The following is a 23,150-nucleotide window of genomic DNA, read 5'->3' as shown; positions in this document are numbered from 1 at the left end:
ATCGTCGCACTGGGTGGAGGACACGGGCTGTACGCCTCGCTGTCGGCGTTGCGGAGGGTCACCTCCCGGCTGACGGCGGTGGTCACCGTCGCCGACGACGGAGGGTCGAGCGGCCGTCTCCGTCGTGAGCTCGGCGTGCTCCCCCCGGGAGACCTGAGGATGGCCCTGGCCGCCCTGTGCGGTGACGACGAGTGGGGGCGCACCTGGAGCGAGGTCGTCCAGCACCGCTTCCGCAGCGAGGGCGACCTGCACGGCCATGCGATCGGCAACCTGCTGATCGTGGCGCTGTGGGAGCGGCTCGGCGACACGGTCTCCGGGCTCGACTGGCTGGGGCGGCTGCTCGGCGCGCACGGGCGGGTGCTGCCGATGTCCTCGGTGCCGCTCGACATCGCCGCCGAGGTCGAGCTGGACGGTGAGGTGAGCACGGTGCGCGGCCAGGTGGCCTGCGCCCTCACGCCCGGCAGGGTCCGGGCCATCTCGCTGCTTCCCGAGGATCCGCCGGCGTGCCCCGAGGCCGTCCAGGCGGTCCTCGACGCCGACTGGGTGGTGTTCGGCCCCGGATCCTGGTTCACCAGCGTGCTGCCCCACCTGAAGGTGCCCGAGCTGGCCGAGGCGCTGCACACCACCCGCGCGCGCCGCCTGGTCGCGCTGAACCTCGCCCCGCAGCCGGGGGAGACCGACGGCTTCTCCCCCCAGAAGCACCTGGAGGTGCTGCGCCAGCACGCGCCCTCCCTGGAGATCGACGTCGTCATCGCCGACACCGGGGTGATCGAGGACCGCGACGAGCTGGAGAAGGCCGCGGCCGACCTCGGCGGGCGGCTGGTCCTCGCCTCCGTGGCGGACGAGGACGGCTCCCCGCGACACGATGCACAACGTCTTGCCTCCGTCCTGGACGAGATTTTCCGTGAGAAGCGTTGATCCTGGTCAGCGGTGCTCAGGAGTGCGAGAAACTTCTGTGAGCCCGATTTATCTCGGGCCGCATGGGGTCTGTATGGGGGAGGACGAACGCGCATGGCGATGACAGGTGTGGTCAAGGACGAGCTGAGCAGGCTGCCGGTCCTGAAGCCTTGCTGCCGTAAGGCCGAGGTGTCGACGCTGCTGCGGTTCGCGAGCGGGTTGCATCTAGTGAGCGGCCGGATCGTGATCGAGGCCGAGCTTGACACCAATGTCACCGCCCGGCGGCTGATCAAGGACATCGGTGAGGTCTTCGGGCACAAGGCGGAGGTGCTCGTCCTGGCCCCCGCCGGACTGCGCAAGGGCTCGCGTTACCTCGTGCGGGTCTACCGCGACGGGGAGGCGCTCGCCCGCCAGACCGGTCTGATCGACAACCACGGGCGCCCGGTCCGCGGCCTGCCCCGCCAGGTTGTCGCGGGGGCGACCTGCGACGCCGAGGCGGCCTGGCGGGGGGCGTTCCTGGCGCACGGTTCGCTCACCGAGCCGGGGCGCTCGATGTCGCTGGAGGTCACCTGTCCCGGGCCGGAGGCGGCGCTCGCGCTGGTCGGGTCCGCGCGGCGGTTGAAGATCCACGCCAAGGCCCGCGAGGTGCGCGGCGTCGACCGGGTGGTGGTCCGTGACGGCGACGCCATCGGCGCGCTGCTGACCAGGCTGGGCGCCCACGACAGCGTGCTGGCCTGGGAGGAGCGGCGGATGCGCCGCGAGGTCCGTGCGACGGCCAACCGGCTGGCCAACTTCGACGACGCCAACCTGCGCCGTTCGGCCCGCGCCGCGGTCGCCGCGGGGGCCAGGGTCCAGCGGGCCCTGGAGATCCTCGGGGAGGAGGCCCCCGAGCACCTGGTGATCGCCGGCCGCCTGCGGGTGGAGCACAAGCAGGCCTCCCTGGAGGAGCTCGGTCAGCTCGCGGATCCGCCCCTGACCAAGGACGCCATCGCCGGCCGCATCCGCCGCCTGCTGGCCATGGCCGACAAGCGCGCCCAGGACATCGGCATCCCCAACACCGAGGCCAATCTCACCGTCGACATGCTGGCCCCGTAGGTCCCTCTCCGGATCGGGCCGCGGAAGGGCCCGCCGCTCACGGCTGCTTCTTGGGCTCGAAGTAGTTCACCCGGCCGGCCTCGTCCGGCTGCGGGACGGACGAGGCGTCGTGGGCCGCGCGGGCGGCCTTGACGCGCCTGTTCACGAAGCTGAAGCTCGCGTAGGCGGCGACCACCCAGAACAGCAGCGCCATGGGGGCGCTCCTGATCGCGTCCGGGAAGGCGTCGAGGACCCGGACGACGGCGGAGCCGTAGTCCTCGCCGGACAGCCGCACCCAGGCGATGACGGCCCCGGCGATCTGGCCGAGGGCGGCGCCGGCGAGGGAGAAGAAGGCGGCCAGCGGCGGCAGTACCGGGCTGGTCGGCCTGACCGCGATCATGGCGAGGCCGACGAGGAGACCGACGCCGACGGCGGCGAATCCGATCTCGTACCCGCTGAAGGCGATGAGCGCGCCGTAGGCCGCGGCACCGGCGACGGTGGCCAGGAGACCGGCGACAATGCCTGGTAGGAGCCCGTTCGCCAGGTGCGGATCGTTGTCTGTCATGGCAGTTCCTCTTGGGGTTGGAGGTATTTACAGTGACGAGTCGGGCACTTTACTTGAATGGTGCGATACCTGTTCGTGGGTTAACGAATAACGGAGCACCCCCTCAAGTGGTCTAGGCCAATTTGGGTCCGATAAGGTTCGTGGTTGAGGTTTCAGCCCGCCCCAAGTCGCCGATCCGAGAGACCGGCGCACCGACGTACGAGGAGATCGGCACCGTGACCATCCGCGTAGGCGTCAACGGATTTGGCCGCATCGGCCGCAACTTCTGGCGCGCGGTCGCTGCCAGCGGCAAGGACATCGAGATCGTCGCGGTCAACGACCTGACCGACAACGCCACGCTCGCCCACCTGCTGAAGTACGACAGCATCCTCGGCCGCCTGCCGTACGAGGTGAAGAGCACCGCCGACGAGATCATCGTGGACGGCAAGACGATCAAGGCGTTCGCCGAGCGCGACCCCGCCAAGCTGCCCTGGGGCGACCTGGGCGTGGACGTCGTCGTCGAGTCGACCGGCTTCTTCACCGACGCCAACAAGGCCCGCGTGCACGCCGAGAACGGCGCCAAGAAGGTCATCATCTCGGCCCCGGCCAAGAACGAGGACGTCACCGTCGTGATGGGCGTCAACCACGACAAGTACGACCCGGCCAGCCACACGGTCATCTCCAACGCCTCCTGCACCACCAACTGCCTGGCGCCGATGGCCAAGGTCCTCAACGACACCTTCGGTATCGAGAAGGGTCTGATGACCACGATCCACGCCTACACGCAGGACCAGAACCTGCAGGACGCCCCGCACAGCGACCTGCGCCGCGCCCGCGCCGCCGCGATCAACATCGTGCCGACCTCGACCGGCGCCGCCAAGGCCATCGGCCTGGTGCTGCCCGAGCTCAAGGGCAAGCTCGACGGCTTCGCGCTGCGCGTGCCGATCCCCACGGGCTCGGCCACCGACCTCACCGTCGAGGTCGGCCGCGAGACCACCGTCGAGGAGGTCAACGCCGCGCTCAAGGCCGCGGCCGAGGGCGAGCTCAAGGGCTACCTCACCTACAGCGAGGACCCGATCGTCTCCTCCGACATCGTCACCGACCCGTCGTCCTGCATCTTCGACGCGCCCCTCACCAAGGTGATCGGCAACCAGGTCAAGGTCGTCGGCTGGTACGACAACGAGTGGGGTTACTCCAACCGTCTCGTCGACCTCATCGAGCTGGTCGGCGCCGACCTCTGATGAAGGACATCTCCGAGTTCGACGTGGACGGTCGGCGTGTCCTGGTGCGCGCCGACCTCAACGTCCCCCTGGAGGGGGACGTCATCACCGACGACGGCCGCATCCGCGCCTCGGTGCCGACGATCAAGGAGCTCGCGGGCCGAGGTGCCCGCGTGGTCGTCGTCGCGCACCTGGGACGCCCCAAGGGCAAGCCGAACCCGGAATACTCCCTGACCCCGGTCGCCAAGCGGCTGGGTGAGCTCCTGGGCGCCGACGTCGCCTTCGCGACCGACGTGGTCGGCACCTCCGCCCAGGAGGTCGTGGAGGCCCTCCAGGACGGCCAGGTGGCCCTCCTGGAGAACCTGCGCTTCGAGCCGGGCGAGGAGTCCAAGGACGACGAGGAGCGGGCCGCCTTCGCCGCCAGGCTCGCCGCCTTCGCCGACGTCTACGTGGGCGACGGCTTCGGTGCGGTGCACCGCAAGCACGCCAGCGTCTACGACGTGCCCGGCCTGCTGCCGCACGCCGCGGGCCGGCTGGTCCTGGCCGAGGTCGAGGTGCTCAGGAAGCTGACCGACGACACCGAGCGGCCGTACGTCGTGGTGCTCGGCGGTGCCAAGGTCTCCGACAAGCTCGGCGTCATCGGCAACCTGCTCACCAAGGTCGACCGGCTCCTCATCGGCGGCGGCATGGCCTACACCTTCCTGAAGGCCCAGGGCTACGAGGTCGGCAGGTCGCTGCTCCAGGAGGACCAGCTCGACAAGGTGCGCGGCTTCCTCGACGAGGCGGGCAAGCGCGACGTGGAGATCGTCCTCCCGGTCGACGTCCTGGCGGCCGTCGAGTTCGCCGAGGACGCCGAGTACGAGGTGGTCGACGCCACCGCGATCCCGGCCGACCGCGAGGGGCTCGACATCGGCCCGCGCACCCGGGAGCTGTTCGCGGGCAAACTGGCCGACGCCAGGACGGTGTTCTGGAACGGCCCGATGGGCGTCTTCGAGTTCGAGGCCTTCTCCGGCGGAACTCGCGCGGTCGCCGAGGCGTTGATCGCCTCTGAGGCCTTCACCGTCGTCGGCGGTGGAGACTCGGCCGCCGCCGTGCGCAGGCTCGGCCTGGCCGAGGACGGGTTCTCGCACATCTCCACCGGTGGCGGGGCCAGCCTCGAATACCTGGAGGGCAAGACCCTCCCCGGACTCGTGGCGCTGGAGCGGTAGAAGTGAACCCACGCGGTGAGCGGAGTGGCCGGTCGACGACCGAAGCCGTCCGCGCAGTGAACAAGGAGTGGTGAGCGAACGATGAGCACACCTCGCAAGCCGCTCATGGCAGGCAACTGGAAGATGAACCTCAACCACCTCGAGGCCATCGCGCACACCCAGAAGCTCGCCTTCGCGCTGAACGACAAGGACTTCGACCGGGTCGAGGTGGCCGTGCTGCCGCCGTTCACCGACCTGCGCAGCGTGCAGACCCTGGTCGACGGCGACAAGCTGCGGATCGTCTACGGCGCGCAGGACCTGTCCGAGCACGACGGAGGCGCCTACACCGGCGAGATCTCCGGGACCATGCTCGCCAAGATCGGCTGCACCTTCGTGCTCGCCGGGCACTCCGAGCGCCGCCAGTACCACCGCGAGGACGACGACGTCGTCAACGCCAAGGTGCAGGCGGCCTACCGGCACTCGCTCACCCCCATCCTGTGCGTAGGGGAGGGCCTGGAGGTCCGCAGGGCCGGTGGCCAGGTGGCCCACAGCGTCGCCCAGCTCGACGGCGGGCTCCGCAAGGTCACCGCCGAGCAGGCCGCCTCCGTCGTGCTCGCCTACGAGCCGGTGTGGGCGATCGGCACCGGCGAGGTGGCCACCCCGGACGACGCGCAGGAGGTCTGCGGGGCACTCCGGTCACGACTCGCCGAGCTGTACGACGCCGAAGTGGCCGCCGGTGTCCGTATCCTTTACGGTGGGTCGGTCAAGTCTGACAACATCGCCGGCATCATGGCCCAGCCTGATGTCGACGGTGCCCTGATCGGTGGCGCGAGCCTCGACCCCGGGGAGTTCGTCAAGATTTGCCGTTTTGGCGAATTGTCGAGCTGACTGAGTCATTCGGTGGGTACGACTTGACAGCACGTCATACCCTCTTAGAGCAAGTTTGAATCGTCACGCCTTCGGCGTACATCACGGGTCGTGCCCGGACGCGGGTCACGCGCACATAGGGAACAGGTCAACGGTGACAATCGGAATCTCCATCGCCCTCATCCTGTCGAGCTTGCTGATGATGCTGCTCGTCCTGCTCCACAAGGGCAAGGGCGGTGGTCTCTCGGATCTGTTCGGTGGCGGTTTCTCGTCGTCGTTCGGAGGCTCCTCCGTGGTGGAGCGCAACCTCGACAGGCTCACCGTCATCACCGGTGTCGTCTGGTTCGTCTGCATCATCGCGCTGGGCCTGCTTCTGCGGCCCTGACCCGGCTTCAACAGGCGTGACAGTGGTTCAGTCCCCGCATCCCCAAGCGTCGGGGCCATCGAGCAAGGAGTTCATCCGTGGGTAGTGGCAACGCGATCCGTGGCAGCCGTGTCGGTGCCGGCCCGATGGGGGAGGCGGAGCGCGGCGAGGCGGCCCCCCGTGTGCGGGTGCCTTTCTGGTGCGCGAACATGCATGAGACGCGCCCCAGTTTCGCCAGCGACGCGGCCGTTCCCGAGTTCTGGGACTGCCCCCGGTGTGGCCTCCCCGCCGGTCAGGACGAGGCCAACCCGCCCGCGCCGCCGCGCAACGAGCCTTACAAGACGCACCTCGCGTACGTGAAGGAACGCCGCAGCGACAAGGACGGCGCGCAGATCCTGGCCGAGGCCCTGGAGCGGCTGCGCTCCTCCTCGCGCCCGATCTACTAGCCGGGTCCTCGCCCGTACGGTCCGGCGGCACCGGTACGCACGCCTGAAAGGCCCCCGTGGGAGATCCTCACGGGGGTCTTTCGCGTGCCGTGGCCGCGACTCGTCGGGAGCCCGCGGGGCGGGGCCGGGCGCTCCCGGGGCGGCCTCCGCCGCGCGCCGCGCCTTGACTAGGGCCTGTTGGGTAGGTCGGGCCTGTGCGGCATGTCTGACCTGTTGGACGTGTCGCCCATGTGGGACATGCCTCTCCTTTGCGACATGTTAGTCATTTTCTTGGAGGCCATCGCCGCGGCTCCCAGGCCGAGCAGCAGGATGACGATGCCGGTGATGACGTTGTTCCAAATGCTCCCCCTCGTCGCCGAGCCGGTGATCCAGGGAGCCAGGATGGTCCAGATCCCGATGACCGGCGCGACCCAGCTGATCCCGTACGTCCGGCCGTAGGCGGACGCGAAGGCGAGGGCCAGGGCGGCGACCGCGATGCCGGTGACGAGGTTGCTCACGGTGAGTCTGGACAGGCCGTTGAAGCCGACCACCCAGGGTGAGATCGCCAGATACAGGCCCGCCAGGAGGCTCAGGCCCTCGATGACCTGGGCTATCGAGCTGGAGCCTGCTCGTTCGTACCTTTCCCGCATCTCGATGAGATCGGGGTGGTGTTCCAGACTTGTGGGTCTCGTCATGCCCCATTCCCCCTTACCGGTCTCCCGTAGTTTCGATGTCCCGCCAAAGCGTATTTATAGTGATATACCCGGCATAAGCTCCAAAGAGCCCAAAACAGGACAAGATTGTCTAATGACATCGCCGGGAGACGGAATCCGGCGGTCGGCTCCGGTGAGCCCGCCACGTCGTGACCCCTCGCGGTGCGGGCGATGGAGGAGGAGAACCCGTCGTGAACCGGCACGGTCGCCACGATGGCGCCACGGGTGGCGCGGGACGTCCTGGGTACGAGACGGGTCACACCCTCTCGCGCGAACACGAGAGCCGAGGGGAGCGAGGTTGCCCGGAGGTGACCTTATGGACGAGAAGACGGGAACGCACGACCACCCGAAGAGCGCGCTGAATCTGCGGCTCTTCCTGGCGGTCTTCGGCCTGGTGGTGTGCACGGCTCTGGCCCTCCTGTCGGCGTGGGCCGGGATCACCGCGCTCGCCGTGGCCCTGGCCGTGCCGGCGGTCGTCGCCGTGGTGGACATCGTGGTGGTCGGGATCCGGATCGCCCGCAGACGCCGGCGCGGTGAGCGGCACACCCTTTTCGAGTAGGAGACCGCGCGCACGGGCTGTGTTCGTGGCCGGCGGCTCGTCTCGCCGGTCTGCGCGGCCGATCGCGCCGTCCCCGGGGCGGACGTGGCGGTCGCGGGCCGGGGAGTCGTCCTGATCATCCGCACGAGGTATCAGGAAGATCCGTAATATATGGGGCTTCCTGATGCTTATGTGACGTGGGGGTCACCAGTGACGGCAAGCACGAACGGGGTCACGCGACGGCGGTTCCTCCAGGCGGGCGTCGGAGCCGTGCCCGCGCTCGCCCTGGGCGCGGGGCCCGCGCGGGCGGCGGCGAGGGAGCCGCTCGTCAGCGGGGTCGTCCCCGCGGCGCTGAAGGGCTTCGACGACGTGATGAAGAAGTACATCACGGAGCGCGAGATCGGCTGCGCGCAGCTCGCGGTCGCGCGGAAGGGCAGGATCCTGCTGGCGCGCGGGTACGGGACGTACTCGGTGCGCAACGCCCAGAACGTGCCGATCCTCGCGCGCGTGCAGCCGACCTCGCTGTTCCGCGTCGCCAGCCTGAGCAAGCACATCACCTGCGCCGCGATCATGCGGCTGGTCCAGGACGGCAGGCTCAGCCTCTCGGCTCCGGTCACCACGCTGCTCGGGCTCTCGGCGGCGGCGGACCCCAGGCTGGCCAAGGTGACCGTGCTGAGGCTCATGCAGCACCTGGGCGGCTGGGACACCGCGGTCTCCAAGGACCGGCTCTGGCTGGACCACACGATCTCCGCCGCGCTCGACGTGCCGCTGCCGATCGGCCACGCCGACATCATCCGCTACTCCACGGCCCGCCCCCTCGACTTCGACCCCGGTTCCAAGATGGTCTACTGCAACTACGGCTACGCGCTGCTCGGGCGGATCATCGAGAAGGTCTCCGGCACGAGCTACGAGTCGTACGTCAAGCAGAGACTCCTCGCGCCCGCCGGGGTCACCAGGATGCGGCTCGGCCGCAGCCTGCGGGCGGAGTCGCCGACGGGCGAGGTCAACTACGTCTCGAAGTACACCAACAAATCCGTCGTGGACGGCTCCGGCACCGTCGTGCCGTACCCCTACGGCGGTTTCAACATGCCCAACCAGGACGCCAACGGCGGCTGGACCGCCTCGGCGGTCGACATGGTGAAGTTCGCGATGGTCTTCGACGCCGCCGGTCCGGTCCTGAACGCCACCTCGATCGCGAAGCTGTTCGCGAAGCCGGAGACCGGCGTCAACTCCGGCGGATCCTGGTACGGCGGCGGCTGGTGGGTCCGGACCTCGGGCAGCGGCATCAACACCTGGCACTCGGGCTCGATGCCCGGCACGTTCACCTATCTGGCCCGGCTGAGCGGCGGGATCTCCTACTGCGCCACGTTCAACCGCCGCGAGGAGGAGGGGTCGCCCGACTTCGACGTGATCGACCCGCTCCTCAGCCAGACGGCGCGCGCGGTGACCTCCTGGCCGACGGCCGACCTCACCTCGAGGTATTTCTGAACCCGGGTCTCGAGGCCCTCCCGGAGCTCCCCGCGGTGAGAGACCCGGATCCCCTTTCCGGTCTCTCACCACGGAGGCTCTGCTCCGGTGCCGCATCGGTGAGAGGCCCCCTCTCACCTCGACCGGTCGTCCAGGGCATAGGAGAGGTAGCGGTCGGCGGAGCGGCGGACGGCCTCGGCGCCGTCGGTGTGCACGATCCGCTTCCACCAGCCGCCGTAGACGCGTTCGAAGGAGTACGGCTCCAGCAGCGACAGGGCGCGGCGGATCGTGCCGGGCCGCTCGGGGATGAGGTTGGGGTAGCTGTACATGAAGCCGACCCAGCGGCGGTCCTGGACCACCTGGAGGATGTCGCCGGAGAACAGGGCTCCCCGGCCCTCCTCGCCGTCGCGCCAGTGCATGACCTGGCCACCGTCGAAGTGGACGCCCGCGTTGATCAGCGTCAGCCCCTCGCGTATCTCGTGGGTGTCGCCCTCCCAGAACACGACGGAGTCGTCGGGGCGGCCAACCCAGTCGCGGTCGGCCGCGTGGATGTGGATCGGCGCGTCGAAGGCGTGCGCCCACTCCACCATCGAGCCGTAGAAGTGCGGATGGCTGATCGCGATGGCGTCGATCCCGCCGAGCTCGGTGACCTGCCTGACCAGCTCGTCGTCGAGGTGGGTGACCATGTCCCACAGCACGTTGCCGCCGGGCGTGCGGACCAGCAGCGCCCGCTGCCCGATGGCCGTGGCGGGGTCGGTGCCGACCCCGACCACCCCGGTGCCCTCCTCGGCGACCAGTGACCGGTGTCCGGTCGCGCGCAGCTCGTTCAGGGAGGTCCAGCGCTGCCCCTCCCAGCCGACGTACTGCCGCTCGTCCTCGCAGATCGGGCAGTTCTCCCGGGGGGCGGCGTACTGGACCCCGCAGGTGACGCAGATGGGCAGGTCGTTCACGAAGGCTCCTCGGGTCGCGGTTCGTCCTCACCATAGGATCGCCGCGCCCGCCGCGCCCGCCGGGGGTGGCGAGGGCCGTACGGACGGCGGGGCCGGTCGCGGACGTGGCCGGTCGGCGCGCCTGGGGGCCGCGATGAACGCCCATTTAATTTCCTATTCTTTGTAGTGATATATCGGGCGATACGCGGCCTTTCCAGCCTGCAAAAGAAATGTATCAGCCGTCTTGACGGCGCACGTTTGACGCAATAATAATCAACCGTAGGTGCCGCTGATCAGGGGAAACTCGATGCTCACGGAAATGGCATGAACCGTGGGCTTCCCCCCCTGCGTTCATTATTCATCGCTGGCAATACCGGCGGCGACAAGCCGTCGTCGAATTCAAATCGGCCGTCATTCTTCGCGGCCATCGGCGAGAAAGTGGTGTCACGGTGGTGGAACTCCTGCAACGCGACCTCATCGAGCGCAAGTACGACGTGTGCTTCGGACACGGCGACCAGAACGACGACGGCATCCTGGAGATGGCCGACTGCATCGCGCTCGGCGCGCGCGTCATCGCCTACCTCGAGGAGCCCTTCGACTCGCCCAAGGCCCTTGAGCTGCTCCGCAGCTTCGGCCAGTTCTGGCAGCATCTCACCGGCAAGCTCGACGCCGACCACGACGGCAAGATCACCCCGGAGGAGTTCAGGGAGGGCATGCGGCAGGCCTGGATCGACGATCCCAGCGGCTTCGAGACGGCGTTCCGGCCGGCCGCGCAGGCCCTGTGGAACCTCTGCGACAAGAACGACAACGGCACGGTCGGAGCGGAGGAGTTCGCCAGGTTCCACAAGGCGTTCGGCACGTCCGAGGAGAACAGCCGCATCTCCTTCGCGAGGCTCGACGTGAACGGAAACGGAAATCTCTCGGTCGACGAACTCGTCATCGCGTGGAAGGAGTTCTACACGAGCCTCGACCCCGATGCCCCGGGAAACTGGCTTTTCGGTGATATCTGGGAGAAGGACATCTGGGACGGCAACCGGGTGAAGCTCTGACCTGTTGACGGTTCTTTAACGGCCCTATGACGGTCCGTCCGGGTTTGACGAACCGTTGACGTCGAAAAGGCTCCTGGCGTGATTCTCCGGCCACGCCAGGAGCCTTTCGTCTCCGTCGGAACCCCCGGAAGGAAGGCTCGCGTGCCCACCATCCACGAACCGATAGCGGTGATCGGCCTGGGATGCCGGTTCGCCGCGGGGATCGACTCCCCGGCGGCTTTCTGGAGATTCCTGCTCGACGAGGGCGACGCGGTCGGCGAGGTTCCCTCCGGCCGGTGGGCGCGCTACGCGGACCGCGGCCCCGAGGACGCGGCGGTCCTCCGCCGGACCACGGCTCGCGGATGCTTCCTGGCCGACATATCAGGATTCGACAGCGAATTCTTCGGCATCTCGCCGCGTGAGGCGCGGTTGATGGACCCCCAGCAGCGCATCCTTCTCGAAGTCGCCTGGGAGGCGCTGGAGCACGCCGGCATCCCGCCCGCGGACCTCGCCGGATCCGACACGGGCGTCTTCGCCGGCGTCGCCGCCGACGACTACGGGCGCCGGCTGCTGGAGGACCTGCCGCGGATCGAGGCGTGGACGGGGGTCGGCGCCTCGCACTGCGGCGTCGCGAACCGCGTGTCCCACGCGCTCGATCTCCGCGGCCCGAGCGTGGCGCTGGACACGGCCTGCTCGTCCTCCCTGGTGGCGATCCACCAGGCGTGCCAGAGCCTCCGGCTCGGCGAGATCCCGCTCGCGCTCGCCGGTGGGGTCGTGGTGCTGGCCGGCCCCGGATACAGCGTGGTCCTGGACGCCGCGGGAGCGATCTCCCCCGACGGGCGCTCGAAGGCGTTCGACGCGCGGGCCGACGGGTACGGGCGGGGCGAGGGAGCCGGGGTCGTGGTCCTCAAGCGGCTCGGCGACGCCCGGCGCGACGGAGACCGGGTCCTCGCCGTGATCATCGGTGGCGCCGTGCACCAGGACGGCCGGACCGAGGGCATCATGGCTCCCAGCCGCGAGGCCCAGGAGCATCTCCTGCGCCGCGCCTACCGGAGCGCGGGCGTCGGCCCGGACACGGTCGACTACGTCGAGGCCCACGGGACGGGCACGCCGGTCGGCGACCCCGTCGAGGCGGGCGCGCTGGCCTCGGTGCTCGGCGCCGGCCGCACGACCGCGGGCCACTGCCTGGTCGGCGCGGTGAAGTCCAACATCGGGCACCTCGAGGCCGCCGCCGGGGTCGCGGGGTTCATCAAGGCGGTGCTCGCGATCGGGCACGGTGTCATCCCGGCCACCCCGATGCTGTCCGGGCCCAACCCGGCCATTCCATGGGGTGACAACGGCCTCAGGCTGGTCACCGCGACGACGCCGTGGCCCTCCACCGGCCGCCCCCGGCTCGCGGGAGTCGCCGGATACGGGTACGGCGGAACGATCGCGCACATCGTTCTCCAAGAGGACGTCCAAGACACCGTCCGAGGCACTGTCCAAGGCACCGTCCAGGACGCCGTCCCCGCAGCCCACGCCGTATTCCCGGAGACCCGCGACGTCCCGGAGACCCGTGACCGGACCCCCGAGCCGGTCCCGCGGTGCGCGCCGGTGCGGGTGTACCCGCTGTCGAGCGCGAACCCGGCCGCCGTGCGCCTGGCCGCCGGACGGCTCGCCGACTGGCTCGACGCCCATGACCGGGCCGACCTGGCGTCCGTGGGCGGGACGCTGGCCCGCCACCGGTCCCACCTGACGGCCCGCTCGGCCGTGGTGGCCGCGGACCGGACGGAACTCGTCGACCGGTTGCGCTCCCTGGCCCGCGACACCCCCGGCACGCCCCGGGGCGTCGTCTCCGCCCGGGTGCCGCCGCGGGGGAGACGCGACCCGGTGTGGGTGTTCTCCGGCCACGGTGCCCAGTGGGCGGGCATGGGCCGGGACCTGCTCGCCGCGGAGCCCGTCTTCGCGGAGGTGATCGAACGGCTGGACCCGATCTACCAGGTGGAGATGGGCTTCTCCCCGGTCCTGGCGATCCGGGCGGGCGAGCTGGGCGGCACCGGGCGCGTCCAGTCGCTGCTGTACGCCGTCCAGGTGGGGCTCGCCGCGCTCTGGCGTTCCGCCGGTGTCCGGCCCTCGGCCGTGATCGGCCATTCGGTGGGGGAGATCGCCGCCGCCGTGGCCGCCGGCGTGCTCGACGTGGCGGACGGGGCCCGGCTGGTCTGCCGCCGTTCGCGGCTGCTGTCGCGGGTCACCGGACGCGGGGCGATGGCCATGGTCTCGCTGCCGTACGAGGAGGTGGCCCGCCGGGTGGCGGGCGCCGGCACGGTGTCGGCGGCCGTCGCCGCCTCGCCGTACTCCACGGTGGTGGCCGGTACGCCGGAGGCGCTGGAAGGGCTGACCGCGCGCTGGGCGCGCGAGGGCGTCGAGGTCCGGCGGGTCGATTCCGACGTCGCCTTCCACAGCCCGCAGATGGACCCGCTCCGCGCCGGCCTGCGCGCGGCGATCGCCGGCCTGCGCCCGGCCGGGCCCGCCGTCCCGCTCTACACGACCGCGCTGCCCGACCCCCGCGACCCGGCCGCGCGGGACGCCTCCTACTGGGAGACCAACCTGCGCGACCCGGTGCTCTTCGCGAACGCCGTCCTCGCCGCGGCCGAGGACGGCCACCGGACGTTCCTGGAGGTCTCCGCGCACCCGGTGGTGTGCCACTCGATCGTGGAGACGCTCGGGTCGGCGGGGATCCAGGACGCCGTCGTGGCGCACAGCCTCCGTCGTGGCGAGGACGGGCTCCGCGCCATGGCGGGCAACGTCGCCCTGCTGCACTGCCATGGCGTACCGGTGGACTGGACCGTGCTCCAGGGGGCGGGCGAGCTCGCCGACCTGCCGGCGAACGCCTGGCTGCACGTACCCCACTGGGCCGGGCACGAGCTTCCCGAGACGGCAGGGAGACCTCACGTCCCGGAGAGTCACACCCTGCTGGGGGCGCGAACGGCGGTGTTCGCCACCTCCCGGGCCGATGTGTGGCGGACGGTGCTGGACCGTTCCACCCGGCCGTTCCCCGGCGCCCATCCCGTGCGCGGTACGGAGATCGTGCCCGCGGCCGTGCTGCTGAACACCTTCCTCGAGGCGGCCACGGCGATCCGCGAGGCCGAGGGGGGCGGGCGGGGCGGGGCGGGCACCCTGCGGGAGGTGGAGATGCGGGTGCCCGTCACCACGGCCGTGTCGCGCGAGCTCCAGGTGGTTCACCAGGACGGGACGCTCAGGCTCTCCTCCCGCCTCGGCGCCGGCCGCCGGGAACGCCTTCCGGAACCCGGCGCGGACCACGGCCACCGGGATCCCGGCGAAGGGTGGCTCACCCACTGCGCCGCCCTGCTCGGCGACGGGCCCGAGGCGTCCGGCGACGTGGAGGCGGCCCGCTGGAGCGCCGGGCCGGGTGACGGGCCGGAGAACGGACCGGCCGGTGAACCGGCGGGCACGCCGGGCGACGGGTCGGGCGGGGGGCCGGATGACGAGGCCGTCGACACCGGCTGGGTGGTGGACACGCTCGCCGGGGCCGGTGTGGCGGCGATGGGCTTCCCCTGGCGGATCGAGGAACTGCGCCGTGGCCCGGGCACGCTGACGGCGCTGGTGGCGGCGGACCCGGAAGGCACCCTGCCCCGGCCGACCTGGGCGTCGATCCTGGACGCCGCGTTCTCGGCAGGAGGCGTCGCGGCCATCGCCCCGGCGGGCCGCGCCGAGCTGCGCATGCCGGTGCGAATCGCCGAGGCGACCCTGGTCACGGACCCGCCCGCGGAGCGGAGGGTGCTGGTCGGCGTGACCACCACCGGGCCGGACACGGTCGACATCCGCGTCGCCACCCTCGGCGGACGGACGGTGGCCGTCCTGCGCGAGGTGCGCTACACCACCCCTGAGCCCGAGCCGGACCCGGCGGCGGGAGCGAGGACGGACGACCTCCTGCACGAGGTGGTCTGGAAACCGCTGGCCCTGTCACCGGACGGCGCGCCCGGCGTGGCGCCACATCGGGTGGTGCTGGTCGGAACAGGCACGAGCACGGCGCCGGGTGACGGGGACGGCCTCGCGCACGCTCTCGGCGGGCTTCTCACGCAGCGGGGCATCCGGTTCGACACGGTCCCCGGACGTGACGGGCATGACGGGAGTGACGGACCCGCCGGGCTCGACGGGCTCCGTGAGCTGCTTCCCGGCCTGACGGAGGACGACGCGGTCGTCCTGCTGCCGCCCGCGCCGTCCGTGACGGACCCGATGGAGACCGGTCAGGACATCGCGGCGGCCGCGACCCGGCTGGCCGCGCGCCTGGCGGAGACCGCGCGGCTGCTGGGCGAGGCGGGCCGGGCCCGGCTGTGGTGCGTCACCTCCTCGGCCAGGGAGCCGGAGAGCGCGGCGGGACTGGCGCAGACGGCGCTGTGGGGACTGGCGCGGGTGGCCGCCACGGAGTACTCCGAGGTGTGGGGCGGTCTCGTCGACCTGCCGGGGAAACCGGGCGACGACGACCTCTCGGTCCTGGTCCGGCTGCTGGGGAGCCGGTGCAGGGAGGACGTCGTCGCCGTCGAGCACGGGGCCGCGAGCGGCGCCCGCCTGGTGCCCTACCGCCCCGAGGCGCGGGAGCGTGTCACGGGACGGCGGCCCGCACGGCCGGGTCCGCTCTGCCGGGCCGGGGCCACCTACCTGGTCACCGGGGGCCTGGGCGCCCTCGGCCTGCGCGTCGCGGGATGGCTGGCCGACCGGGGGGCCCGCAGGCTGCTCCTGCTGGGCCGTACCGCCCTTCCTCCCAGGAACCGGTGGGACGCCGCCTGCGAGCCGGTGACGCGGCACGCGATCGACGCGGTCAGGTCCCTGGAGGCGAGGGGCGTCACCGTGCGGACGGTCGCCGCGGACATAGCCGACACCGCCGGCCTCGCCCGGCTGGCCGACCCCGGCACGCTCGGCCTGCCACCGGTCCGCGGGGTGGTGCACGCGGCGGGCGTGGTCGACAACCGGCTGCTGCGCGCGTACGACGAGGAGGCGCTGCGGGCGGTGATGCGGCCCAAGGTGGCCGGGGCGCTCGCGCTCCACGAGGCGTTCCCGCCGGGGACGCTGGACTTCCTGGTGCTCTTCTCCTCCGCCGGGCAGCTTCTGGGCCTCCCGGGGCAGGCCTCGTACGCGGCGGCGAACGCCTTCCTGTCCGGCCTGGCCAGGCACCGGCGGGCCGGGGGAGACGACACGGTCCTCTCCCTCGCCTGGACGAGCTGGCGCGGCCTGGGCATGTCGGCCTCCTCGGCGGTCGTCGACGCGGAGCTGCGTGCCCGGGGCACGGCGGACATCACCCCGGCGGAGGCGCTCCTGGCGTGGGAGTCGCTGGTCGCGGGCGGGCCGTCCGGCAACGCCGAGCTGGCGGTGCTGCGGGTCCTGCCCGTCACCCCCGGCATCCTCCGGCCGCCGCTGCTGCGCGACCTGGCCGGCGACCCCGGCCCGCCTCCGGTCCCCGGCGCGGACGAGGGCCCCGACTGGCGGGACCTGTCCGGCGCCCCCCTCGCGGACCTGTTGCGGAACGAGGTGCGGCGGGCGGTCGCGGCCGCCCTGCGTACCGACCCCGAGGCGGTGGACGTGCGGCGCCCGCTCGCGGAGATCGGCGTCGACTCGCTGCTGGCGGTCATGTTGCGCCGGACGCTCTCCGAACGGCTGGGGATCAGCCTGCCGATGAGCCTGCTGTGGAACCGCCCCACGGTCTCCGACATCACCGACTATCTGGCCGAGCAGCGAAGGAGTGACCCATGACGGCGGACACCGAGGTACGCCTGTTCGCGGAGGATCCCGTCGGTTTCTTCGGGCCCTCGCGATGGCGGATGCACACGCTCGCCCCCGACCGGCTGGCCGCGCTGCAGCTCGCCGCGCTGCGGATGCGCTACGCCGAGCTCCGCGACCGGATCCCGGTGCTGCGCACCATCGCCGACGAGCAGCGCATCGGGGAGATCGGGACGCTGGACGACGCGGCGCCCCTGCTCTTCCCGCACACGGTCTACAAGTCGTATCCCGTCTCCCTGCTCCTGGACAACCGGTTCGACCAGCTGGCGACCTGGCTCGGCAGGCTCACCACCGTCGACCTCGGCGGCGTCGACTTCTCCGGCTGCGACTCGATCGACGCGTGGCTGGACCTCCTCGACGCCCGGACCGACCTGCGGCTGGCCCACTCATCCGGTACGTCGGGCACGATGTCGTTCGTCCCGCACACCCGCCAGGAGTACGCGGCCCTGTACCGCACGGTGCGCCTGGACGCGCTTCCCGACGGCGTGCCGTGGCGGGAACCCGTGGACGTGGTCTGGCCGGGATTCCGCACCGGGCGCGGCGGGATCGACCGGCACGCGGGCGCGATGGCGGAGCAGATGGCGGACACCCCCGACCGGTTCCACGCCCTGCACCCCGGCTCGCTCAGCGCCGACGTCATGTTCCTCGCCGGCCGGTTGCGCGCCGCGGCGGCCAGGGGCGAGGTCGACCGGCTGGAGATCCCGCCGGCGCTGAAGGCGCGCCGCGCGGAGTTCGAGGAGGCGCAGCGGGCCACCGGTGCCGGGATGGCGCGGTTCGTCGAGGAGCTGGCCGACACGCTCGGCGGGCGGCGCGTGGCCTCGCTCGGCCTGTGGAGCGTCCACCACGCCATGGCGACCGCCGGGCTGGTCCGGGGCATCGAGTCCGTCTTCGCGCCGGACTCGTTCGTCTTCTCCGGTGGGGGAGCGAAGGGCACGGCACTGCCGGCCGACTGGGCGGAGCCGGTCGGGCGTTTCTTCGGGGTGCCCCGGGTGCGGCTCTGCTACGCGATGACCGAGGTGATGGCGGTCAACCTGCTCTGCGACGCGGAGCGCTACCACGTCGAGCCCTGGGTGATCCTCTACGTCCTCGACCCGGAGACCGGGGATCCGCTGCCGCGCAGCGGGGTGCGGACGGGCCGGGCGGCCTTCCTCGACCTCATGGCCGACGTGCACTGGGGCGGGTTCGTCTCCGGTGACGAGGTCACGGTCGACTGGTCGGCGTGCCGGTGCGGGCGCACCACGCCGAGCCTGTCGGCCGCCATCGGCAGGTTCGGCGGCAACGGCGGCGACGACAAGATCACATGTGCCGCGACCCCCGAGGCGCTCACCGAGGCCCTCGAGTTCCTCAACGGGGCGCTGGCATGAGCGCGGGGCGGGAGGAGACCCTCGCCGGGAACGACGGGGCACGGCGGGAGACCCGGATCGGCGGCGACCGGGTACGGCGGGAGACCCGGATCGGAGACGAGCGGACACGAGGGGAGACGCCGGCCGGGAACGAGCGGGCACGGCGGGAGTCCGCGGGGGCCGACCTGACGATCCCGGCCTTCATCCGGGGCGAGACGGTCGACACCGGCCTGGTCCCCTTCACCGGCCGGGGATCGGAGGCGTCCTTCCTCGCCCCCGACCCGATGGGCCTGCTCGACCGGCTGCCGCTGGGCGACCCGGCGCGCATGCGGGACCTGAACGCGCTGCGCGTCGACGACATCGTCGGCTTCCTCGCCGAGCTCGGGCCGCGCCTCGCGCCGTCGCGCAACGCGTTGCTGAGGGAGGCCCTCGAACGGTCGGCCACGTGGTCGGACATGACCCCGCCGCTGCTCGCCGCGTCGTACGAGCAGCTTCCCGGCCTGTTCCGCCCGGACGCGGTGCGGGCGGTGGTGGAGCGGACCGTCGGGGCCGGGCACCTGGACGGGTGGCACGAGGTGCCCACCGCGGACGGGGGCCGCGCGGCGGTCCGCGCCCTCGGCGCGCGGACCGTGCACGTCATCGCCGGCAACAGCCCGATCATCGCCGCGCTCACCGTGATCCGCAACGCCGTCACCCGTGGCGACGCCATCGTCAAGACGCCGTCGAACGACCCGCTGACCGCGCTCGCGATCGCGCGGACCATGGCCGAGATGGCCCCCGACCACCCGCTCACCCGCCATCTCTCGGTCGTCTACTGGAAGGGCGGCTCCGAGGCGTTCGAGCGGCGGCTCTACCAGCCGGCCCACGTCGAGAAGATCGTGGCCTGGGGCGGGCTGGCCTCCATCCGGCACGTCACCGGCTACGTCAGGCCGGGCCTGGAGCTGATCTCCCTCGACCCGAAGCTGAGCGCCACCGTCATCGGCCCCGAGGCGTTCGCCGACGACGAGCGGATGGCCGAGACCGCCCGGCTCGCCGCGGTGGACGTCGGCGCGCTCAACCAGCTCGGCTGCTTCAACGCCCGCGTCGTCTACGCCGTCACCGACCCCGGCCGGGCCGCCCGCTGGGGCAAGTTGCTGTACGAGGAGATCCTCCGGCTCCCCGAGCAGGTCAGCACGGCGGCCAGGCGGTTCGACCCGGGGCTGCGCGCCGACCTGCTCGCGATCCGGGCGAGCGCCGACTGGTACGACGTGATCGGCGGGCGCCGCGACGAGGGCGCGGTCATCGTCTCGCGGCTGCCCGAGCCGGTGGAGTTCCACCCCTCGCTGTCGGGCCGGGTGGTCAACGTGGTGCCCGTCGACTCGGCCTGGGACGCGGTGCGCGGCATGAACGCCTACACGCAGACCGTGGGCGTCTATCCCGAGGCGCTCAAGCGGGAGCTGCGCGACGTCGTGCCGCTCTACGGCGCCCAGCGGCTCGTGTCCCTCGGCTACGCCACCCGGGTGCGGGCCGAGCTGCCGCAGGACGCCATCGAGCCGCTGCGCAGGATGGTCAAGTGGATCGTGGACGAGACCTACGACCCCGCCGACGTCCATCCCTTCGGCCACCTGCACCCCGGGGCTCCCGCGTGGGACGCCCGATCGATCCTCGACCAGGGGGAGCGGCCGTGAAGGCGGAGCGGGAAGAGGACGTCGTCGAGCAGCTGATCTCCGATTTCGACCACCACCATCCGCGCTTCGACCCGGACCTGGCCTGCCTGGTCCACCGCGGCATCCGCAGCCGGTCGCGGGTCGCCTTCTCCCGCGCGTACGGCGGCGTGTGGATCCTGTCGCACTACCGCGACGTGGAGGCGGCGCTGCGCGACCACGAGACCTTCAGCTCGGCCTCGGGGGTCTTCTTCCCCCGCGCCCCGGGCACGCCGCCCTTCGCGCCGCTGGAGTACGACCCGCCCCGGCAGACCGCGTTCCGCACCCTGATGAAACCCCCGTTCACCCCGGCGCGGTCGCGACAGCTCGAACCGGAACTGCGCCGCCTGGTCGCGGACCTGGTCGAGCCGATCGTCGCGCGGGGCTGCGGTGACCTCGTCGCCGAGCTCGCGGTGCCGCTGCCGCTCGCCGTGGTGTCGCTCGCGGTCGGCTTCACCGATGCGGCGCAGCGCCGCATCCGCGACCTGACCAGCAACACCTGGGCGCGCATGCCGAGCGACGAGAGCGCGGAGGGCTTCTGGCCGCAGTTCGCCGAGCTGTTCCAGGAGGAGATCCGCCGGGCCAGGGAACAACCGGGTGACGACTACCTGTCCACGCTGGTCCGCGAGACGATCGACGGCAGGCCCGTCACCGACGAGGAACTGCACGTCATGATGGTCGGCTTCGCCGTCGCCGGTCACGAGACCTCGATGAACGCCCTGTCGCACCTGCTGTGGCAGCTGGCCCGCGAACCCGGCCTGCAGGACCGGCTGCGCAAGCGGCCCGAGCTGATGCCCGCCGCCGTCGAGGAGACGCTGCGGCTCTGGACGCCGGTCGACCACGGCACCCGGCTCACCACCCGGGACGTCGAGGTCGGCGGCGTCGTCATTCCCCGGGGATCGCGGGTCATCCTGCTCGCCGGGGCCGCCAACCGCGACCCCGCCGAGTTTCCCGACCCGGAGCGGTTCCGGCTCGACCGGGGCCTCGCACGCCACCTCGGTTTCGGGACGGGCGTGCACTTCTGCATCGGCGCCCAGCTCGCGCGCACCGAGTTCCTCGTGGTCCTGCGCGAGCTGGCCCGCCATCCCGGCTACGAGCTCTTCGGCGAACCCCGGCGCTTCTACGAGAACGGCCGCCACATCTGCTTCGACCGGCTGCCCGTACGGTTCCGGACGCCGCTCGGCCGGCGCCGGTAGACCTGTCGTGCTCGGATGCTCAGGGCTCCTGGAGGTGACGGGCCATCACGTCGAGGAGGGCGGCCGTCCGAGTCACGAACACCACCGAGCAGGAGCCCGGCGGCGTCACAGCCGGACGCCGCCGGGCGGGCGTCGACCGGGCCGTAAGCCATGATGCGTCGCAGGGCGAGCCGGAGTCGGCCGATCACCTCATCCGCACCGATCACCGCTGGGAGAGGTCAGCGGCGGTAGACCTCCTGGCCGTCGACGAAGGTCATGGCGACCCTGGTGCGCCAGATGTCGGCGGCGGGTTCGGTGAACGGGTCGCGGTCCAGGACGACCAGGTCGGCGCGGTTGCCGGGGACGATGGTGCCCGCGTCGTCGTCGTGGTTGATCCGGGCCGAGCCCGCGGTGTAGGCCGTCAGCGCGGTGGCCAGGGTGAGACGCTGGCCGGGCAGGAAGGGGGTCTGCGCCGTCGGGTAGCCCGCGTGCACCGAGCCGCCGGGTTCGGTGCGGTTGACGGCCACGTGCATGCCCTGGATCGGGTCGGCGTCGGAGACCGGCCAGTCGCTGCCCGCGCAGAACAGGGTGCCGTTGCGCCGCAGGTCGGCGAACGGGTACTGCCAGGCGGAGCGCTCCTCGCCCAGGAAGGGGAGGGTGAGCTCGTCCATCTGGGCGTGGTGGGTGGCCCACAGCGGCTGCAGGTTGGCGGTCACGCCGAGCTCGGCGAAGCGCGGCACGTCGGACGGCTCGACGATCTGCAGGTGCGCGATGTGGTGCCGGTTGGCCGGGTCGGTCCCCTCGAGGCTGTCCAGCGCCTCGCGGACGGCCCGCTCGCCGATGGCGTGGAAGTGCACCTGGAAGCCGTGCCGGTCCAGCTCGGCGACGTACTCCCTCAGCAGCGCCGGGTCGACGTACGACAGGCCGGTGCCGCCGCAGCGGCAGTAGGGCTCGATCACCGCGGCGGTGAAGTTCTCGGTGATGCCGTCCTGCATGATCTTCACCGAGGTGGCGCGGAACCGCTCCAGGCCCTCGGCGGAGCGGCGCCGTTCCAGCAGCTCGGGGATCTGCTCGGCGCCGCGCGCCCGGTCCCACCACAGCGCGCCCACCACGCGGGCCCGCAGCGCGCCGGAGGCCGCCGCCGAGACGTACGTGGGCAGCTGGTCGTCGGAGCCCGCGTAGGAGCCGACGATGGCGTCCTGCCAGCCGGTGACGCCGAGGGAGAAAAGGTGGTCCTGGGCCTCCATCAGCGCGTCGTGCAGGTCCCTCGCCGTGGGGCGGGGGGTGAGCAGGCCGACCAGGTCCATCGCGCCCTCGTGCAGCACGCCGCTCGGCGTGCCGTCGGCGTCGCGCTCGATCCTGCCGTCGGCGGGGTCGGGGGTGTCGCGGGTGATCCCGGCCAGCTCCAGGGCCCGGCTGTTCACCCAGGCGGCGTGGTGGTCGCGCTGGATCAGGTAGACCGGCCGGTCGACGACGTCGAGCTGGGAGCGGTGCGGCAGGCCGCCGGGGAAGGCCGACATGTCCCAGCCGCCGCCGTCGATCCACTCGTGGCCGGGACGGGAGGCGGCATAGGCGGTGATCCGCTCCAGATACTCCGGCAGGCCGTAGACCGCGGACAGGTCGCACCTGGCCCGCTCCAGGCCCGCCTGCACCGGGTGGAGGTGCGCGTCGGTGAAGCCGGGGGTGAGCAGCCCGCCGTCCAGGTCGACGGTCTCGTGGCCGGGGGCGGCCAGTCGTACGACGTCGGACTCCGCGCCCACGGCGGCGACGCGGCCGTCCCGGACCAGCACCGCCTCGGCGAAGGCGTCGGCGGCGAGGAAGACCCGGCCGCCGCGGAAGAGGATGTCGTTCACTCGGTTCCCACTCGGGTGGCGGGCGGGCAGGTCATGGCTCTCCTCGGCGTCCGTGGTCTCAGCGTGCTC

Annotated in this window: 18 protein-coding genes; 14 read left to right on the top strand and 4 right to left on the bottom strand. The window is 71.8% G+C overall.

Annotated elements, in window-relative coordinates; translation table 11 throughout:
• Positions 1 to 918: a gluconeogenesis factor YvcK family protein gene (locus tag ACTOQ3_RS20860; protein WP_440085041.1), complete on the top strand. Its 918-nt coding sequence runs from the start codon at positions 1 to 3 to the stop codon at positions 916 to 918.
• Between the two features lie 93 nt (positions 919 to 1,011).
• The gene (whiA, locus tag ACTOQ3_RS20855; RefSeq protein WP_329079024.1) at positions 1,012 to 1,992 is read left to right on the top strand and encodes a DNA-binding protein WhiA; all 981 of its coding nucleotides are present in this window, start codon (positions 1,012 to 1,014) and stop codon (positions 1,990 to 1,992) included.
• A gap of 37 nt (positions 1,993 to 2,029) precedes the next feature.
• On the opposite strand, the gene ACTOQ3_RS20850 is transcribed toward whiA, so the two are convergent.
• Positions 2,030 to 2,536 (bottom strand): hypothetical protein, encoded by a 507-nt coding sequence (locus ACTOQ3_RS20850; protein ID WP_440085015.1) that lies wholly within the window; start codon positions 2,534 to 2,536, stop codon positions 2,030 to 2,032.
• Positions 2,537 to 2,751: 215 nt separating this feature from the next.
• On the opposite strand from ACTOQ3_RS20850, the gene gap reads away from it, so the two are divergent.
• From gap to ACTOQ3_RS20825, 5 genes are all read left to right on the top strand, one after another.
• On the top strand, positions 2,752 to 3,756 hold the full coding sequence (gap, locus tag ACTOQ3_RS20845) for a type I glyceraldehyde-3-phosphate dehydrogenase (RefSeq protein ID WP_362685673.1): 1,005 nt from the start codon (positions 2,752 to 2,754) through the stop codon (positions 3,754 to 3,756).
• Positions 3,756 to 4,943 carry a phosphoglycerate kinase gene (locus ACTOQ3_RS20840; protein WP_440085014.1) on the top strand — a complete coding sequence of 396 codons (1,188 nt, stop codon included), beginning with the start codon at positions 3,756 to 3,758 and terminating at the stop codon, positions 4,941 to 4,943. Before gap ends, ACTOQ3_RS20840 begins: the two co-directional genes overlap by 1 nt.
• Before the next feature lie 81 nt (positions 4,944 to 5,024).
• Complete coding sequence (gene tpiA, locus ACTOQ3_RS20835; protein ID WP_440085013.1) at positions 5,025 to 5,810, top strand: triose-phosphate isomerase; 786 nt, start codon at positions 5,025 to 5,027, stop codon at positions 5,808 to 5,810.
• Between the two features lie 133 nt (positions 5,811 to 5,943).
• A complete protein-coding gene (secG, locus tag ACTOQ3_RS20830; RefSeq protein ID WP_030905020.1) occupies positions 5,944 to 6,174 on the top strand; it encodes a preprotein translocase subunit SecG in 231 nt (76 codons plus the stop codon).
• Between the two features lie 77 nt (positions 6,175 to 6,251).
• Positions 6,252 to 6,599, top strand: a complete 348-nt coding sequence (locus tag ACTOQ3_RS20825; protein ID WP_012892502.1) for an RNA polymerase-binding protein RbpA — start codon at positions 6,252 to 6,254, stop codon at positions 6,597 to 6,599.
• A 167-nt stretch (positions 6,600 to 6,766) separates the two neighbouring features.
• On the opposite strand, the gene ACTOQ3_RS20820 is transcribed toward ACTOQ3_RS20825, so the two are convergent.
• Entirely contained in the window at positions 6,767 to 7,273 is a 507-nt protein-coding gene (locus ACTOQ3_RS20820) for an SPW repeat protein (protein ID WP_440066013.1), read from the bottom strand.
• 334 nt (positions 7,274 to 7,607) lie between these two features.
• Here ACTOQ3_RS20820 and ACTOQ3_RS20815 point away from each other — a divergent pair, with 334 nt between their 5' ends.
• The gene (locus ACTOQ3_RS20815; protein ID WP_440066014.1) at positions 7,608 to 7,850 is read left to right on the top strand and encodes a DUF6343 family protein; all 243 of its coding nucleotides are present in this window, start codon (positions 7,608 to 7,610) and stop codon (positions 7,848 to 7,850) included.
• A gap of 189 nt (positions 7,851 to 8,039) precedes the next feature.
• Positions 8,040 to 9,317, top strand: a complete 1,278-nt coding sequence (locus tag ACTOQ3_RS20810; protein WP_440085012.1) for a serine hydrolase domain-containing protein — start codon at positions 8,040 to 8,042, stop codon at positions 9,315 to 9,317.
• 113 nt (positions 9,318 to 9,430) lie between these two features.
• Here ACTOQ3_RS20810 and ACTOQ3_RS20805 read toward each other — a convergent pair whose 3' ends face one another.
• A complete protein-coding gene (locus ACTOQ3_RS20805; RefSeq protein ID WP_440085011.1) occupies positions 9,431 to 10,246 on the bottom strand; it encodes a hypothetical protein in 816 nt (271 codons plus the stop codon).
• A 431-nt stretch (positions 10,247 to 10,677) separates the two neighbouring features.
• Here ACTOQ3_RS20805 and ACTOQ3_RS20800 point away from each other — a divergent pair, with 431 nt between their 5' ends.
• The 5 genes from ACTOQ3_RS20800 (at position 10,678) to ACTOQ3_RS20780 (ending at position 21,249) form a co-directional block, all read left to right on the top strand.
• Entirely contained in the window at positions 10,678 to 11,274 is a 597-nt protein-coding gene (locus ACTOQ3_RS20800; protein ID WP_440085010.1) for an EF-hand domain-containing protein, read from the top strand.
• A gap of 141 nt (positions 11,275 to 11,415) precedes the next feature.
• Positions 11,416 to 17,001, top strand: a complete 5,586-nt coding sequence (locus tag ACTOQ3_RS20795) for a type I polyketide synthase (RefSeq protein WP_440085009.1) — start codon at positions 11,416 to 11,418, stop codon at positions 16,999 to 17,001.
• Positions 16,998 to 18,392 carry a hypothetical protein gene (locus ACTOQ3_RS20790; RefSeq protein WP_440085008.1) on the top strand — a complete coding sequence of 465 codons (1,395 nt, stop codon included), beginning with the start codon at positions 16,998 to 17,000 and terminating at the stop codon, positions 18,390 to 18,392. Before ACTOQ3_RS20795 ends, ACTOQ3_RS20790 begins: the two co-directional genes overlap by 4 nt.
• Entirely contained in the window at positions 18,389 to 20,038 is a 1,650-nt protein-coding gene (locus tag ACTOQ3_RS20785) for an acyl-CoA reductase (RefSeq protein WP_440085007.1), read from the top strand. The genes ACTOQ3_RS20790 and ACTOQ3_RS20785 overlap by 4 nt, the downstream gene beginning before the upstream one ends.
• Positions 20,035 to 21,249: a cytochrome P450 gene (locus ACTOQ3_RS20780; RefSeq protein WP_440085006.1), complete on the top strand. Its 1,215-nt coding sequence runs from the start codon at positions 20,035 to 20,037 to the stop codon at positions 21,247 to 21,249. The genes ACTOQ3_RS20785 and ACTOQ3_RS20780 overlap by 4 nt, the downstream gene beginning before the upstream one ends.
• Positions 21,250 to 21,467: 218 nt before the next feature.
• On the opposite strand, the gene ACTOQ3_RS20775 is transcribed toward ACTOQ3_RS20780, so the two are convergent.
• A complete protein-coding gene (locus tag ACTOQ3_RS20775) occupies positions 21,468 to 23,081 on the bottom strand; it encodes an amidohydrolase (RefSeq protein ID WP_440085005.1) in 1,614 nt (537 codons plus the stop codon).
• Positions 23,082 to 23,150: the final 69 nt, after the last annotated feature.

Source organism: Streptosporangium sp. LJ11 (genome assembly GCF_051918945.1).
Classification (GTDB): Bacteria; Actinomycetota; Actinomycetes; order Streptosporangiales; family Streptosporangiaceae; genus Streptosporangium.
This window is presented reverse-complemented; position numbering and strand designations above follow the sequence as displayed.

What these genes read in the sequence shown, in the direction of transcription:
- whiA (WP_329079024.1), top strand. Translation starts at nt 1,012, where the DNA reads ATGGCGATGACAGGTGTGGTCAAGGACGAGCTGAGCAGGCTGCCGGTC.
- ACTOQ3_RS20850 (WP_440085015.1), bottom strand. Translation starts at nt 2,536, where the DNA reads ATGACAGACAACGATCCGCACCTGGCGAACGGGCTCCTACCAGGCATT.
- ACTOQ3_RS20840 (WP_440085014.1), top strand. Translation starts at nt 3,756, where the DNA reads ATGAAGGACATCTCCGAGTTCGACGTGGACGGTCGGCGTGTCCTGGTG.
- tpiA (WP_440085013.1), top strand. Translation starts at nt 5,025, where the DNA reads ATGAGCACACCTCGCAAGCCGCTCATGGCAGGCAACTGGAAGATGAAC.
- ACTOQ3_RS20820 (WP_440066013.1), bottom strand. Translation starts at nt 7,273, where the DNA reads ATGACGAGACCCACAAGTCTGGAACACCACCCCGATCTCATCGAGATG.
- ACTOQ3_RS20815 (WP_440066014.1), top strand. Translation starts at nt 7,608, where the DNA reads ATGGACGAGAAGACGGGAACGCACGACCACCCGAAGAGCGCGCTGAAT.
- ACTOQ3_RS20790 (WP_440085008.1), top strand. Translation starts at nt 16,998, where the DNA reads ATGACGGCGGACACCGAGGTACGCCTGTTCGCGGAGGATCCCGTCGGT.
- ACTOQ3_RS20785 (WP_440085007.1), top strand. Translation starts at nt 18,389, where the DNA reads ATGAGCGCGGGGCGGGAGGAGACCCTCGCCGGGAACGACGGGGCACGG.